The 15,397-nt window shown below is 51.7% G+C and carries 15 protein-coding genes and 1 pseudogene; 3 read left to right on the top strand and 13 right to left on the bottom strand.

All coding sequences use genetic code 11. The features are described 5' to 3' along the window. The 3 genes from potC to potA form a co-directional block, all read right to left on the bottom strand. Positions 1–561, bottom strand: a 561-nt coding sequence (gene potC, locus FDX01_RS05255; RefSeq protein WP_249360877.1) for a spermidine/putrescine ABC transporter permease PotC, incomplete at its 3' end; no start/stop codon positions are given. After that, positions 558–1,415 (bottom strand): spermidine/putrescine ABC transporter permease PotB, encoded by an 858-nt coding sequence (gene potB, locus FDX01_RS05250; RefSeq protein ID WP_096757407.1) that lies wholly within the window; start codon positions 1,413–1,415, stop codon positions 558–560. The genes potB and potC, both read right to left, overlap by 4 nt. Next, positions 1,399–2,535, bottom strand: a complete 1,137-nt coding sequence (potA, locus tag FDX01_RS05245; protein ID WP_096757406.1) for a spermidine/putrescine ABC transporter ATP-binding protein PotA — start codon at positions 2,533–2,535, stop codon at positions 1,399–1,401. The genes potB and potA overlap by 17 nt, the downstream gene beginning before the upstream one ends. Positions 2,536–2,785: 250 nt before the next feature. Here potA and pepT point away from each other — a divergent pair, with 250 nt between their 5' ends. Further along, positions 2,786–4,012, top strand: a complete 1,227-nt coding sequence (gene pepT, locus FDX01_RS05240; RefSeq protein ID WP_096757405.1) for a peptidase T — start codon at positions 2,786–2,788, stop codon at positions 4,010–4,012. Positions 4,013–4,117: 105 nt separating this feature from the next. On the opposite strand, the gene roxA is transcribed toward pepT, so the two are convergent. From roxA to rluE, 9 genes are all read right to left on the bottom strand, one after another. Next, on the bottom strand, positions 4,118–5,239 hold the full coding sequence (gene roxA / locus FDX01_RS05235) for a [50S ribosomal protein L16]-arginine 3-hydroxylase (protein ID WP_096757404.1): 1,122 nt from the start codon (positions 5,237–5,239) through the stop codon (positions 4,118–4,120). 88 nt (positions 5,240–5,327) lie between these two features. Continuing rightward, on the bottom strand, positions 5,328–6,791 hold the full coding sequence (gene phoQ, locus FDX01_RS05230) for a two-component system sensor histidine kinase PhoQ (RefSeq protein WP_096757403.1): 1,464 nt from the start codon (positions 6,789–6,791) through the stop codon (positions 5,328–5,330). Next, the gene (gene phoP / locus FDX01_RS05225) at positions 6,791–7,462 is read right to left on the bottom strand and encodes a two-component system response regulator PhoP (RefSeq protein WP_096757402.1); all 672 of its coding nucleotides are present in this window, start codon (positions 7,460–7,462) and stop codon (positions 6,791–6,793) included. Before phoP ends, phoQ begins: the two co-directional genes overlap by 1 nt. 174 nt (positions 7,463–7,636) lie before the next feature. After that, positions 7,637–9,007, bottom strand: a complete 1,371-nt coding sequence (gene purB, locus FDX01_RS05220; protein ID WP_096757401.1) for an adenylosuccinate lyase — start codon at positions 9,005–9,007, stop codon at positions 7,637–7,639. A 3-nt stretch (positions 9,008–9,010) separates the two neighbouring features. Further along, positions 9,011–9,652 (bottom strand): high frequency lysogenization protein HflD, encoded by a 642-nt coding sequence (hflD, locus tag FDX01_RS05215; protein ID WP_117343114.1) that lies wholly within the window; start codon positions 9,650–9,652, stop codon positions 9,011–9,013. Between the two features lie 35 nt (positions 9,653–9,687). Further along, the gene (mnmA, locus tag FDX01_RS05210; protein ID WP_096757400.1) at positions 9,688–10,794 is read right to left on the bottom strand and encodes a tRNA 2-thiouridine(34) synthase MnmA; all 1,107 of its coding nucleotides are present in this window, start codon (positions 10,792–10,794) and stop codon (positions 9,688–9,690) included. A gap of 53 nt (positions 10,795–10,847) precedes the next feature. Continuing rightward, positions 10,848–11,309, bottom strand: a complete 462-nt coding sequence (locus FDX01_RS05205) for an NUDIX hydrolase (RefSeq protein WP_117342947.1) — start codon at positions 11,307–11,309, stop codon at positions 10,848–10,850. 10 nt (positions 11,310–11,319) lie between these two features. Beyond that, positions 11,320–12,249, bottom strand: coding sequence for a hypothetical protein (locus tag FDX01_RS05200; RefSeq protein ID WP_137399356.1), 930 nt, complete (start codon positions 12,247–12,249; stop codon positions 11,320–11,322). Between the two features lie 43 nt (positions 12,250–12,292). Beyond that, a complete protein-coding gene (gene rluE / locus FDX01_RS05195; protein WP_096757397.1) occupies positions 12,293–12,916 on the bottom strand; it encodes a 23S rRNA pseudouridine(2457) synthase RluE in 624 nt (207 codons plus the stop codon). A 202-nt stretch (positions 12,917–13,118) separates the two neighbouring features. Here rluE and icd point away from each other — a divergent pair, with 202 nt between their 5' ends. Then, positions 13,119–14,369 (top strand): NADP-dependent isocitrate dehydrogenase, encoded by a 1,251-nt coding sequence (gene icd, locus FDX01_RS05190; RefSeq protein ID WP_115258716.1) that lies wholly within the window; start codon positions 13,119–13,121, stop codon positions 14,367–14,369. A gap of 172 nt (positions 14,370–14,541) precedes the next feature. Here the strand turns inward: icd and FDX01_RS05185 are convergent, their stop codons facing one another. Next, positions 14,542–14,946, bottom strand: coding sequence for a DUF1398 family protein (locus tag FDX01_RS05185; RefSeq protein ID WP_137363078.1), 405 nt, complete (start codon positions 14,944–14,946; stop codon positions 14,542–14,544). Positions 14,947–15,272: 326 nt separating this feature from the next. On the opposite strand from FDX01_RS05185, the pseudogene FDX01_RS23515 reads away from it, so the two are divergent. After that, positions 15,273–15,397: pseudogene (locus FDX01_RS23515) on the top strand (hypothetical protein); the annotation flags it as partial.

The raw sequence follows: 15,397 nt of genomic DNA, 5'->3' as shown, positions 1-15,397 counted from the left end.
CGCAGCGACCGCTGGCATCGCCAGCGGCAGAATGATTTTGCGCAGAATGGTGACTTCGCTGGCGCCCAGGTCTTTTGCGGCTTCCAGCATACGCACATCGAATCCTTTCAGGCGTGAGTACACTGTCACCACCACAAAAGGTAAACAGAAGGTGATATGCGAGAACAGCAACGACCAGAACCCCAGTTGAATACCGATCAGCATAAACAGCACCAGCAGTGAAATCGCCATCACGATATCCGGCGACATCATCACCACGAACAGCATACCGCTGACAAACGGTTTACCGTGAAAACGGTAGCGGTAAAGCGCAACCGCCGTCAGTGAGCCGATCAGGGTGGCAAAGGTTGCGGATAACACGGCCATCGTCAGTGAATGCTGTGCCGCCTGCAGCAGGCTGTCGTTGTTCATCAGCAGGCCGTACCATTTGGTGGTAAAGCCTTGCCAGTTGATGCCAAAGCGCGAGCTGTTAAAGGAGTTCACAATCAAAATAATGATTGGAATGTACAGATACGCGTAGATGGCGGTCATGAAACCACCGCGAAGCAGTCGACCGATCATTCGAGTTCCACCTTTTTATTCAGCAAGCGGGAGGCGCGCCAGTAAACTAATAACATCAGTCCCATCACGATGGTCAGGGTAATGCTGGTGGCGGCACCAAACGGCCAGTCACGAATGTTCAGGAACTGAACTTTTATCACGTTACCAATCAGTAGGTTTTTCGCGCCGCCCATTAGATCAGACACGTAAAATAACCCCATGGCTGGCAGCATCACCAGCAGGCAACCGGCGATAATTCCCGGCATGGTCAGCGGAATGATGATGCGGGTGAAGGTCTGAAATTTGCTGGCACCCAGATCGCGCGCGGCTTCCAGTAGCGGCTTATCGAGTTTCTCAATGCTGGAATAAAGCGGCATAACCATAAACGGCAGCAGGATGTAAACGAGGCCGATAATGACCGCGCTGGGGGTGAACATAATGCGAATGGGGGTATCAATGACCCCGAGCCACAGCAGAAACTCGTTGAGATAGCCTTTGGTACTGAGGAAAATTTTGAGCCCATAGATGCGAATAAGCGAGTTGGTCCAGAACGGAACAATCAGCAGGAACAGCAGCAGTGGACGCACTTTTTCCGGCAGTTTTACCAAAAACCAGGCAAACGGATAGCCGAGCACCAGGCAGGCGAACGTGGCAATCAGCGCCATATTGAGGGAGTGAATCAACACCTCAAAGTAGAGCGGATCGAGCAGGCGAGCATAGTTTTCCAGCGTAAAGACCATTTTGACGAAATTCGCATCGTCACGGGTCAAAAAGCTGGTGCCAATGATCATCAGGTTGGGCAGGAAGACAAATAACACAAGCCAACCGACAATGGTGACGATCACCACACTCTGGAATTTACTTGTGTTCTTCATCAGCCAGTACGACCTCCCAACTTTCTACCCAGTTAATGGCCATTTTCTGGTCCAGAGAGTGATCGAAGTCAGGATCGTCTTCGTTGAAGAATTCGCTAACCATCACCATCTTGCCATTTTCCAGTTCGACAACCGACTCCAGCGTCATGCCTTTGTAGTTGCGTTCACGCACGTAGCCGATAAGTCCTTCGATGTGGTTGTCATCGTTGATCTCATCTACGCGCAGATCTTCCGGACGCAGCAAAACATGCAGTTTTTGTCCCGGCGTAACGGCGAAATTCACGTAGATGTTGCACTCTCGACCTTCAACGTTAGCACGAACGCGTTGTTCATCCAGACGTTCAATCACCGTCGCGTTGAACATATTGATCTCACCGATAAACCCGGCGACGAACAGATTTTTCGGCTCTTCGTAAATTTCTCGCGGCGTGCCGTCCTGCTCAATTTTGCCGTCACGCATCACCACGATACGGTCTGACATGGTCAGCGCCTCTTCTTGATCGTGAGTGACAAAGACAAAGGTGATACCGAGCTTACGCTGCAGTGCTTTCAGTTCGTTCTGCATCTGCTTGCGCAGTTTGTAGTCCAGCGCGGAGAGCGATTCATCTAACAATAGCAAACGAGGTTTGTTGACCACTGCACGGGCAATTGCCACACGCTGCTGCTGTCCACCGGAGAGTTGATGGGGTTTACGCTGGGCAAACTCTTCCAGTTGCACCATGCGCAAGGCTTCGGTGACGCGAGGTTGAATGTCGGCAGTCGGGGTCTTTTGCATGCGCAAACCGAAGGCCACATTCTCGAACACGGTCATGTGGGGGAATAACGCATAACTTTGGAATACGGTGTTCACGTAGCGGTTTTCCGCAGGTACGTGAGTGATATCCTGGTTGTCCAGCATGATATGACCGGAATCAACCGTTTCAAGACCCGCAATCAGGCGAAGAACGGTTGTTTTACCGCAGCCAGAGGGGCCGAGCAGCGTGAGAAATTCGCCATTGTTGATGGTCAAATCCAGGTCGGAAATCACCTCTTTGCCATCGAAACTTTTGCGAATTCCCGCTAATTGCACCAGTGGAGAAAGCGAACGCGGTTGTTTATTCAATTTTTTACTCTGTCCCATGTAAACGCAACGGATGGCTGACCGCTGCGGGGTTTGTGGTTAACCACCTTGATGACTCTTAATGAGGGCGATTATTCTACGGCAAACCATTGTAATCGCCAATCCTTGTTGCGAATTACTGACTTACCCTTATAGTCAGAAGGGGTGTCAGAGACAAATATTCTCACTTGCGGGGATAAAAATGACCTGACGCAATATTTGTCTTTTCTTGCTTATTGATAATGTTGTCACGAAAAGTGAGGGTGACTGCATGGATAAACTACTTGAGCGTTTTTTACACTACGTGTCGCTGGACACTCAGTCCAAATCGGGTGTGCGGCAGGTACCCAGCACTGAGGGGCAGTGGAAGCTATTACAGCTGCTCAAACAACAGCTTGAAGAAATGGGGCTGGTTAACGTTTCATTAAGTGAGAAGGGAACACTGATGGCAACGTTACCCGCAAACGTTGCCGGTGATATTCCCGCGATTGGCTTTATTTCTCATGTCGATACCTCACCGGATTTCACGGGTAAAAACGTCAACCCGCAAATTGTTGAAAACTACCGTGGGGGCGATATTGCGTTAGGCATTGGTGATGAAGTTCTGTCGCCGGTGATGTTCCCGGTGTTACATCAACTTTTGGGACAAACGTTGATCACCACCGACGGTAAAACCCTGCTGGGAGCGGACGACAAAGCCGGAGTGGCGGAGATAGTGACCGCGCTGGCTGTGTTGAAGCATAAAAACATTCCCCATGGCGATATTCGTGTGGCCTTTACGCCCGACGAAGAGGTGGGTAAAGGGGCGAAGCACTTTGACGTCGCCGCATTTGATGCGAAGTGGGCTTACACCGTTGATGGGGGTGGCGTGGGTGAACTGGAGTTTGAAAACTTCAACGCGGCGTCGGTCAATATCAAAATCGTTGGTAACAATGTGCACCCTGGTACCGCAAAAGGGGTGATGGTGAATGCGCTGTCGCTGGCTGCTCGTATCCACGCAGAGGTTCCGGCAGATGAAAGCCCGGAAACGACCGAAGGTTACGAAGGTTTTTACCATCTGGCGAGTATGAAAGGCACCGTTGACCGGGCGGACATGCACTACATTATCCGTGATTTTGACCGTAAACAGTTTGAAGCGCGCAAACGTAAAATTATGGAGATCGCCAAAAAGGTTGGCAAAGGGTTACACCCGGACTGCTATATCGAACTGGTGATTGAAGATAGCTATTACAATATGCGCGAGAAAGTGATTGAGCACCCCCACGTGCTGGATATTGCCCAGCAGGCGATGCGTGATTGCGACATTGAGCCTGTGCTGAAACCTATTCGTGGCGGCACTGACGGTGCGCAGCTGTCGTTTATGGGATTACCGTGCCCGAATCTGTTCACCGGCGGCTACAACTATCATGGTAAACATGAGTTTGTGACGCTGGAAGGAATGGAAAAAGCGGTGCAGGTGATCGTGCGTATTGCCGAATTGGCCGCGAAACAAAAATAAAGAGTGTGTAGAGGCCGGATGGTGGCTTGCGCCTTATCCGGCCTACAGATACCTCATTCCGTAGGCCGGATAAGCGAAACGCCATCCGGCGCAGTCACCACTAATTTACCCTTCGAAGAACCAGTATCCGCTGTTAACCAGCGCGGCCAGCATGGCGAGGAAAGACGGATCTTCCAGCGCATCTTCAAAGTTCTCGGCTGTCAGCACAATATGGCTGGCCAGCGCCTCTAGGGCAGGGCGATGCGGTGAGTTAATTTTTTCACCGTTGACGTAAACCTCGTCGCCGACACGGATAACGCGTAATCCGCCCAGACGTACCAGCACATCCCCTTGTTTCAGCGCGTCGTAGATTTCGTCGGGCTGATATGGTGGCTCCGGCGGGGCGACATCCAGCTCATGACGCGACTGGGAAATAAACTCCCCAAACCACTGTTTGAAATGTTCAGGTTGATTAATCAGCCCCAGCATCATTTCACGCAGTTTATCCATTTCTTGTGGCAAAACATCCGCCGGATGGTCACGGGGCGGCAGGTCCGGGTCGCTGTAATAGGTGCTGCCCAGCTCACGTTGCAGAACGTAATCGGCGAATCCGCTGATTAACTCCCGGGCGTTCGGGGCGCGAAAACCGACAGAATAGTTCATCGCGTTTTCCAGTGCGTAGCCTTCGTGCGGGAATCCTGGCGGGATATACAGAATATCACCCGGCTCCAGCTCCTCATCAATGATGGCCTCGAACGGATCAACCTGCAGCAGGTCTGGGTGCGGGCAGTGTTGTTTTAGCTGGAGTTTTTCGCCTACGCGCCAGCGACGACGACCGGTGCCTTGAATGATAAACACATCGTACTGATCCAGGTGCGGACCAACGCCGCCGCCGGGCACGGAAAAGGAGATCATCAGGTCATCAATACGCCAGTCCGGTAATTCGCGAAACGGACGCATCAGCGCGGCGGTCGGTTCGTGCCAGTGGTTGACGGCCTGGACCAGCAGCGACCAGTTGTTCTCGCCGAGATGGTCATAGCTTTCGAATGGACCGTGGCTCACCTGCCATTTACCGTCCTGATGGCTGACCAGTCGGCTGTCGACTTCACTTTCCATCGCCAGTCCGGCCAGTTCATCAGGGGAAAGCGGATCGATAAAGTTTGTAAAACCACGCTTTAAGACCACCGGGCGCTTTTGCCAGTGGCGTTCGAGAAAGTCGGGCCAGTTGAGGTTTAATTGGTATTCCATAATGCGCATCCGCAGACTGTTGGTTGCTCCGATTATAACGGATGCTTAACCGGATAAGTGATCCCGGTACATAAATATTACAAACAACTTACTCGTCTTTATGCCCCGGATGCTGACGGCCAAAAATGACCTCCATGCGCGCACCGCCTAACAGGCTGTCGCCTGCGATAATTTGCCCGTCATACTGCTCGGTAATTTCGCGAGCTACCGCCAGCCCCACGCCTTGCCCGGGGCGTAAGGTATCCACACGCTGGCCGCGATCAAAAACCACTTCGCGCTTGGCTTGTGGAATGCCTGGACCGTCATCTTCCACCAGAATATGTAGGCGATCGTCGGACAGGTGAGCGGAGATCTCGACGAACTCCAGACAGTATTTACAGGCGTTATCCAGCACGTTACCCATGACCTCGACAAAATCATTCTGCTCGCCGACAAAACTGATTTCGGGTGAGATATCGAGACTAATAGTGACGCCTTTACGCTGATACACCTTATTGAGGGCGGAGGTTAGCTTATCCAGCAAAGGGGCAACCGGGTGCAGTTCGCGGCTGAGCAGGGCGTTACCACCGCGCATGCTGGCGCGATGCAAGTAGTAGCCAATTTGCTGGGAAATGCGGCTAATTTGTTCCAGCATCACGGGCTCGGCATCGGTTACGCTCATCTTTTCATTGCGCATCGAGCGTAGCGTGCTTTGCAATACCGCCAGCGGTGTTTTCAGGCTATGGGTGAGATCGGTTAAGGTCGTGCGGTATTTATCGTAACGCTCACGCTCACTTTTCAGCAGTCGGTTGAGGTTACGTACCAGGCTAGTTAGTTCCCGCGTGGTGGCGGGATTGAGCATCTCACGGTGATGCTCCTCAAGTTCTCGGACCTCACGCGCCAGTGACTCGATAGGCCGTAAACTCCACCAGGCGGCGACCCATAGCAGCGGGATCACGAGCAGCAAGTTGGCGACCAATACATAGATAAACCAGCTCCAGACCATATACGAGCGCTTGAGCTCAATGGGGATAGTGTCGACAACGACAATGGTAAGCTGAGGCATGCGGGCGGTCTCAGGGTAGACGTTTACCGCCACCGAGTGGGTCATTTCGGCATCGTTATCATCTTCTCTGACTTCTTTAAGCTGCTGTTGCGCGGAGTGATCTTCGCGCAGTAACGTGCTGGTGGCATCGACATCGGCTTCTATTTCATGAAAACCATTCGTTTTTAACCAGTCCGGCTGAATACTGTGCGTCAGCCAGGGGACATCGCGTTGTGCCCACAACAATTTACCATTTTCATCGTAGATCAGCGACATGGTGGGGCTTTGCATATCGAGATGTTCAGGCAGTTCGACCTGGAGCTTGCCGTCTTCCCATTTCGCGAGGGTGTAAAACAAGTTACTTTCACCGCGCAGAAGACGAAATGTGGTCTTATCAAAGCTTACGCTGTAACCCACCAGCGCGACCATGCCATAGGCCAGTGAAAGCACAAGGACAACGCCAGCGGTCGCCAGCAAAAAGCGTACACGCAGCGATAACGGGAGAAAATGACGCAATAATTTGTTCATTAGCGCAGTTCGAAGAGGTAGCCCTGTCCACGTACGGTGGTGATCACGTCATCCGGATATTGCGCCTGAATTTTTTTGCGCAGACGTCCCATCAGTACATCGATGGTGTGGCTTTCACGCAGTTCTGCATCCGGATAAAGTTGTAGCATCAGTGAGTCTTTGCTGACCACTTTGCCGTTATTGCGGATCAGCGTTTCCATGATGGTGTATTCAAACGCGGTGAGTTTGATAACCTCATCATTCACTGATAATTCGCGGCGGGAAAGGTCAACCTGAAAAGGCGGCAGCGAGATAATTTGCGAGGCCAGGCCGCTGTTGCGGCGCATCAGTGCCTGCATGCGGGCGACCACCTCTTCAATATGGAAAGGTTTTGTCACGTAGTCATCAGCCCCAGCGCTGAGCACTTCCACTTTATCCTGCCAGCCTTCTCGGGCGGTCAACACCAGAATGGGGAGCGAAACGTCATTGCTGCGCCAGCGGCGGATTAGTGACAAGCCATCTTCATCGGGCAGACCTAAGTCGACGATCGCAATATCTGGCAGATGTTCGTTAAGGTAATAATCTGCTTCCTTTGCATCCTCAGCATCATCAACCTGGTGGCCTGCATCCTGTAACTGAACCTTCAGGTGGTGACGTAATAAGGCATTATCCTCAACAACCAGTACGCGCATCTTCGTTTCTCCCTAAATTGACGGTATGAATAGTTTAACGCTGATTATGTGGCTGTGGGGATAAACATTTAATAAACCGAGGGGAATGTCGGAAGGTGGCATGAACGCCACATCTGGCCTACGCGGGATAAATGTAGGCCAGATAAGCGTGAGCGCCATCTGGCGCAGGATTGATTACTTCAACTCATCAACCATGGTGATGGCGCGACCAATATAGTTGGCTGGCGTCATCGCTTTCAGGCGCGTTTTCTCGTCTTCTGGCAGGGCCAGTCCGTCGATAAACTGCTTCATGCCTTCGGCGTCAACGCGCTTGCCGCGGGTCAGCTCTTTCAGCTTCTCGTACGGTTTTTCAATGCCGTAACGACGCATAACGGTCTGAATCGGCTCGGCCAGCACTTCCCAGTTATGGTCCAGTTCATCCAGCAGATGATCGCGGTTTACTTCCAGTTTGCTCACACCCTTCAGTGTGGACTGATACGCGATCAACGCGTAGCCAATTCCCACGCCCAGGTTACGCAGAACGGTAGAATCCGTCAGGTCACGCTGCCAGCGGGAAACCGGCAGTTTGCTTGCCAGGTGCTGCAGTACCGCATTAGACAGGCCCAGGTTTCCTTCGGAGTTTTCGAAGTCGATAGGATTAACCTTGTGCGGCATGGTGGAAGAACCAATTTCACCGGCAATGGTTTTCTGTTTGAAGTGGTTCAGCGCCACATAGCCCCAGACGTCGCGGTCAAAATCGATCAGGATGGTGTTAAAACGCGCGACGCAATCGAACAGCTCAGCAATGTAGTCGTGCGGCTCAATCTGCGTGGTGTACGGGTTCCACTGAATACCCAGCGAAGTGACGAATTCTTCACTGAACTGATGCCAGTCAACTTCCGGATAAGCGGCGATGTGGGCATTATAGTTACCGACGGCACCGTTGATTTTACCGAGAATTTCTACCTGGTTTAGCTGGCGATACTGGCGCTCCATACGGTATGCCACGTTAGCCATTTCTTTGCCCAACGTAGAGGGTGTTGCCGGCTGGCCGTGCGTACGGGAGAGCAGGGGAATGTCACGATACTGCACGGACAGGTCTTTTACCGCATCGATAAGCTTGCGCCAGTAAGGCAGGATCACTTCATCGCGGGCGGTTTTCAGCATCAGCGCATGAGACAGGTTGTTGATATCTTCTGAGGTACAGGCGAAGTGGATAAACTCGGAAACAGCGTGCAGTTCCGGGATATCAGCGACTTTTTCTTTCAGGAAATACTCAACGGCCTTCACATCGTGGTTGGTCGTGCGTTCAATGGTTTTGATGCGCGCGGCATCTTCTTCATTGAAGTTAGCGACGATCGTATCAAGGAAACCGATTGCGTCGGCAGCAAAAGCAGGAACTTCCTTGATCGCTGCGTGCGCGGCCAGTTTTTGCAGCCAGCGTACTTCAACCTGTACACGGAATTTCAGCAAACCGTATTCGCTGAAAATCCCGCGCAGCGCGCTGACTTTATCGCCGTAGCGTCCATCGACAGGGGAAACGGCGGTCAGTGAGGATAATTCCATAGATCACAACTCCGGGGTTAAATGAGCAAGAATTTGTTTTGCCTGAGTGGTCAGGCGATTACGAGAAAACATGAGTTGCAGACGACCGCCACCGACCTGGTGCCAGAGTACGGCAGCACGAATGCCAGCCAGAAGCGACGCACGGACTTTGGCCTGAACCTGCGGGCTCTGGAGGATAGCTGGGGATCCCGTGACCTGAATACGTGGGCCGAGCGGGCTGATGACGTCAACATAAATGCCCGCCATTGCGCTCATTAACGTTTCTGACTGCAAATCGAAATGGTCTAGCTGGCGCTGCAGGCCATTAATACGGTCCCCCAACGTGTCCATTGCGCCCTTGGCGGCTGACAGCTTGCGTTCCAGCACCATCAGGCTCAGGGTATAGCGGGTGAGTTCCGCGTTCAGTCCCTGACGACTGCTGGCGTTCAGTACACCGAGCAGCGTTTCAAGGCCCAGACGCAGATTGGCTTCACTGCCACCAAACACGCCCAGCGTAGAATTGGGATTCATATCAATAACACTGTTGAGTGAAACGTGTAGTGCATCGGCATCACAGTGCCCCTGGTGTGCCAGTTGTTGCACCAGGCGAGCCGACTGGCAAATGCCTGCCAGAGCGAGGGTGATGTCATAATAATTCTTTGCCACGTTCACTGCTTCCTTGTATTAGATATGTAGATAAATTATACCGGCAGAGGCAGGCGCTGCTCGATAATACCGCCACCGAGGCACACTTCGCCGCGGTAAAAGACGGCCGACTGACCTGGCGTCACCGCCGCAACCGGCTCGTCAAAAATCACTTCAATACGTTCGTCATCCAGCGACTTAACGGTGCACGGAATATCGGTCTGACGATAGCGGGTTTTCACCGTACAGCGCATTGTGCCGGAGAAGGGTTCGCGATCGACCCAGTGCAGCTGTTGCGCGATCAGGCCAACGGACATCAGACGCGGGTGATCGTGACCCTGAGCGACAACTAGAATGTTGTTCTCAACGTCCTTATCGACCACATACCATGGATCCTCGGTCCCTTCTTTGGTTCCGCCGATACCCAGACCTTTACGTTGGCCCAGAGTGTGATACATCAGCCCCTGGTGCTGGCCGATTTCTTCGCCATCCACGGTGATGATTTTTCCTGGCTGAGCCGGAAGGTAACGGCCAAGGAACTCGCGGAATTTACGTTCACCAATAAAGCAGATGCCGGTGGAGTCTTTTTTCTTCGCGGTAATCAGGCCCAGATCTTCGGCGATTTTGCGCACCTGCGGTTTTTCCAGTTCACCGACCGGGAACAAGCTTTGGGCGATCTGCTCGTGACCGAGCGTATAGAGGAAATAGCTTTGGTCTTTATTGCCGTCGAGTCCACGCAGCAGGCGGCTTTTGCCGTCGACGTCCGCGCGGCGCACGTAGTGACCGGTGGCGATGAAATCGGCACCTAAATCTTCAGCGGCAAATTCGAGGAAGGCTTTAAACTTAATTTCTTTGTTGCACAGAATATCCGGGTTTGGCGTACGACCCGCTTTGTACTCTTCAAGGAACAACTCAAAGACGTTGTCCCAGTATTCTGCGGCAAAGTTAACGGTATGCAGTTCAATGCCGAGTTTGTCGCAGACTGCCTGCGCATCTGCAAGATCGGCAGCAGCGGTACAGTATTCCTCACCGTCGTCCTCTTCCCAGTTCTTCATGAACAGGCCTTCAACCTGATAACCCTGTTGTTGCAACAGCCAGGCAGAAACGGAGGAATCGACACCGCCGGACATGCCGACGATCACTTTTTTTGGGCTTTCAGACATAGGAATACTCACGACATTGAACTTAAAGGCGGCATATTCTATCACGCAGCCCTTTACTTGACACCCTCTGTAAACGGCCAGTTAAATTCTCCGATCATTGCCAGCGGATACCGTTGCCCGCTCTGATAACAGCGAATGCTCTCAGCAACCAGCGGCGAACGCAGGTTCGGTGCAGATAAAATCGCTTCAGCGCTGACCCAACGACAGCAATCTATATCGTTGTCATGCGGCTCAGTAGCGCACATATTGGCAAGCTCAATAGAAAACAGAAAACGCAAGAACGGGGTTCTGTCCGGAGCTATCCATTGATGCATGCGAATAAAATGCTGCGGCTGCGCGGTGATGCCGGTTTCTTCCCACAGTTCGCGTGCAGCGGCTTGTACCAAGGTTTCGTCCGCTTCCAGATGCCCGGCAGGCTGGTTCCATAACGCTTTGCCGTTGATGGTTTCCTCAACGACTAAAAACTTATCCTCAGCATGCACAATGCAGGCGACGGTGACGTGCGGTTTGAACATGGTTCACCTCTTATTCTTCTTTAAAGCCTTCAGACACATCTGGCCAGCTGATCTCACCCGTGGCTTTATCGATACTGATATAGGCCACCGGCGGGGAGGTTTGTGGATCGGCGGCACCCCGGCAAAATTCGGTTTGGTGGTCTTCGCGCACGATGATTTCAATCGCGTTTTTCGCATTCCAGCTCTCATAAAAAACACATTGATAGTCATAACGCAAACTGAGAGTGGCGACCCGCGTGGCTGTATCTGTAGAGAGTGGATTGATGTCGTCGCGATAGCGGTCACCGCTGTTTAAAGGTTGCAGCTGTGATTTTTTCAACCAGCCGCGCACGCTATGACGATCGGCGGTGTAATAGACCACCTCAATAAAATCGTCTTTGGACTCTTCCTGAGCAGAAACCACGTTGCCGGGAACCAGGAACACGGAACTGTTGCGGCACTGTGCATTTGGCATTGAATAGAATCCAGCGCGCGAGCTGCCGATGACCTGATAATGGTTGCTGGCGGCGGGGGGCATTTTTTCGCGTTGTGACATCGCTTTATTGGCCCATGTCTGGCAGGCAGGGCTAACAGGAAGCGGGTTAGCTAACGGCGTGAGTCCGTCAGCGGTAACCCAACCGGTAGCGAAAGTGCCGTTTGCGCCCCGGTAGCGGACGTAACGAAAAGGTTCGTCTTTGGACAGCATGCCTGTGCTTTCATAACGCTGCGAACTTCTGAGTACCTCTACAGTGTCGCTATTGACCAAAAACGCCGGGAGCTGGCATCCGCTGGCCGGTGCAGAGTAGAAATGCAGACGAGAGTCAGCGCTGACGTTGGCAGTGGCGTAAAGATAATTTGCCTCTCCCGCCGCGATCCCGGCGAGCGTTTCACAGTCCTGTTTTGCATAACAAAATGGTGAAACTCCGCACAACATGAGCGCTGCAACGATCCGTTTATCCATATGCCGTGTTCTTCCCTGTTAATAGTTGCGTTAAAAATGGATGCTACGGCTGCAGCTCACGCCATTCGCCGTTGGCGAGATTATCCAGCGTGTAATCACCCATGGCATAGCGAATTAACCGCAGCGTGGGGAAACCCACATGCGCCGTCATGCGTCTCACCTGACGGTTACGCCCCTCATACAACGTGATTTTCAACCAACGGGTGGGAATGCTTTTGCGCTCGCGAATCGGTGGATTTCGCGGCCACAGCCAGTCAGGTTCGGCAACAACCTCAACGCCTGCCGGCAACGTTGGGCCATCATTGAGCGTCACGCCATTGCGCAGGGCATCCAGCGCCTCTGGCGTCGGCTCTCCTTCGACCTGTACGTAATAAATTTTTCCGGTGCGCTTACCCGGCTGCGTCAATCGGGCCTGTAATGCACCGTCATTGGTCAGTACCAACAGGCCTTCGCTATCCCTGTCCAGGCGCCCCGCAGCATAGACGCCCTGTACGGGAATAAAATCTTTTAACGTGCTGCGACCCGCTTCGTCAGTAAATTGTGGCAAAACATCGTAGGGTTTATTGAACAAAACCACGCGTTTTGGCTGGTTTTCTTTACGCTGTTTAGTGACTTGTCGTGAGCTGAATCGCTCAACCCGGTGATTTCTAAAAGAAGTTTTTTGCATGGTATTTTCAGATTATATCAATTGCCGCATTATAGCCTAAGAACGAGTGTCTTTCATGGCGGCGAACAATAGGGTAGTATTGACACGCTCATTACAAATCATTAACAAAAAGTTGCTCTAACGCATCCGTGTAGCAGGACGCAAATGCACATGCAGCGTGATGACAGACGAGCAGAACCAGAAGCGCTCGAAGGAGAGGTGAATGGAAAGCAAAGTAGTTGTTCCGGCGGAAGGTAAGAAGATCACCCTGCAAAACGGCAAACTCAACGTTCCTGAAAATCCGATTATCCCGTTCATTGAAGGCGACGGTATCGGCGTTGATGTAACCCCACCGATGATCAAAGTTGTCGATGCTGCTGTCGAGAAAGCCTATAAAGGCGAGCGTAAAATCTCCTGGATGGAAATCTACACCGGCGAGAAATCCACTCAGGTATACGGCCAGGACGTCTGGCTGCCTGCTGAAACCCTTGATCTGATTCGTGACTACCGTGTTGCTATTAAAGGCCCACTGACTACCCCAGTTGGCGGCGGTATTCGCTCACTGAACGTTGCACTGCGTCAGGAACTTGACCTGTACGTGTGCCTGCGTCCGGTTCGTTACTACCAGGGCACCCCAAGCCCGGTTAAACATCCTGAACTGACCGACATGGTCATCTTCCGTGAAAACTCTGAAGACATATACGCTGGTATCGAGTGGAAAGCCGACTCTGCTGATGCAGAGAAAGTGATTAAATTCCTGCGCGAAGAGATGGGCGTGAAGAAAATTCGCTTCCCGGAACATTGCGGTATCGGTATCAAACCGTGTTCCGAAGACGGGACGAAACGTCTGGTGCGTGCGGCGATTGAATACGCCATCGCCAACGATCGTGATTCTGTTACCCTGGTACATAAAGGTAACATCATGAAGTTCACCGAAGGCGCGTTCAAAGACTGGGGTTACCAGTTAGCGCGTGAAGAGTTTGGTGGTGAACTGATCGACGGCGGCCCGTGGGTGAAAATCAAGAACCCGAAAACCGGGAAAGAGATCGTTGTTAAGGACGTTATCGCCGATGCGTTCCTGCAGCAGATCCTGCTGCGTCCGGCAGAGTATGATGTTATCGCCTGTATGAACCTGAACGGTGACTACATCTCTGATGCCCTGGCAGCGCAGGTTGGCGGTATCGGTATCGCGCCGGGTGCAAACATCGGTGACGAATGTGCACTGTTTGAAGCCACCCACGGTACTGCACCGAAGTATGCGGGTCAGGATAAAGTGAACCCAGGTTCCATCATCCTGTCTGCTGAAATGATGCTGCGCCACATGGGTTGGGTCGAAGCGGCTGACCTGATCGTTAAAGGTATGAGCGGTGCGATCAACGCGAAAACCGTAACCTATGACTTCGAACGTCTGATGGACGGCGCTAAGCTGCTGAAATGTTCTGAGTTTGGTGACGCGATCATCGAAAACATGTAATCCACATTCTGGGTTGTATGAGAACGGGAGCCGAGAGGTTCCCGTTTTTTTATACCTGAAAATTCCTTCCCCAAAACTCTCGCCAAAACGTTTCCCCAAAACCAGGTTTGGCACTTATGCCAGCTTATCCGGTGCCAGGGGGGAAGAAACCGGACTGTTAGTTTAATTATCATTATATTAATGGATTGTTGTTCTCGACATCTTCCATGTATAAAAGTGTATCGTCGACAGAGTAGTAATACCGTTTGTTATCATTGACATCAGTAACCCATCGGAAAACGCCAGCACTAACAAGTGTTGTAATATATTCCCGAAATGTGGATTCCCCGGAAATATGTGCCTGGGCTGCTTTTTTTACTTGTTCAGGGTTCTTGGTTGTACTGACTTTTAATAAATCTCTTTTCCCTCTTATTAATATTACCTCATCATTCGCTGTAACAGCTCTGATGTTATCAGTAGCCAGGTAGTAAATATAATGAGCAATATTCTGGCGTTTAAGTTCAGAGTAAAACCACGAAAAATTATGTTCCTTTCTCACTTGCTCAAACATCTTTTCAAGAACAGTAACCTGATCCATCAGGGTTATAACCTATTGTTAGTTATGAGAGCGTGTAGTGTGCACGATCAGTTTTGTCGCTTCAATCTGGTCAGATCTCTTGGTGTGGTGCGGATAGCGAGGTCATGGGACGATTAAGGGTTCTCCCAGTAGGGGGGCCTTGCTACGGGGCGGGTGCGGCGCGTAGCAAGGCTGGTTTTTGCATTTTCATCGGCCATCACTGTTAGTATAATTTATTGATATTTAATGAGATAAATTTCATAGTGTCGAATATGTGCGCTTTGTTCATCACTGACGCCGTTTTTAAAAGGTGCTCGCAGGATGCAAGTTTTTTCCTCGGGTGAACTATGGATTGTGAACTAAAAAACTTACAACTAAATGTTAGCCAACTGGCCACATTGTCTGATGTGCATCGTCAGACCATTGCGGCGTGCATTAAAAATGACCGGCACCGCTCATTGCGTGAATATTC

This window comes from Citrobacter sp. wls613, from assembly GCF_005281195.1.
GTDB lineage: Bacteria > Pseudomonadota > Gammaproteobacteria > Enterobacterales > Enterobacteriaceae > Citrobacter > Citrobacter gillenii.
Note: the sequence above shows the minus strand (reverse complement) of the source record. Positions and strands in the feature narration are given on the sequence as shown.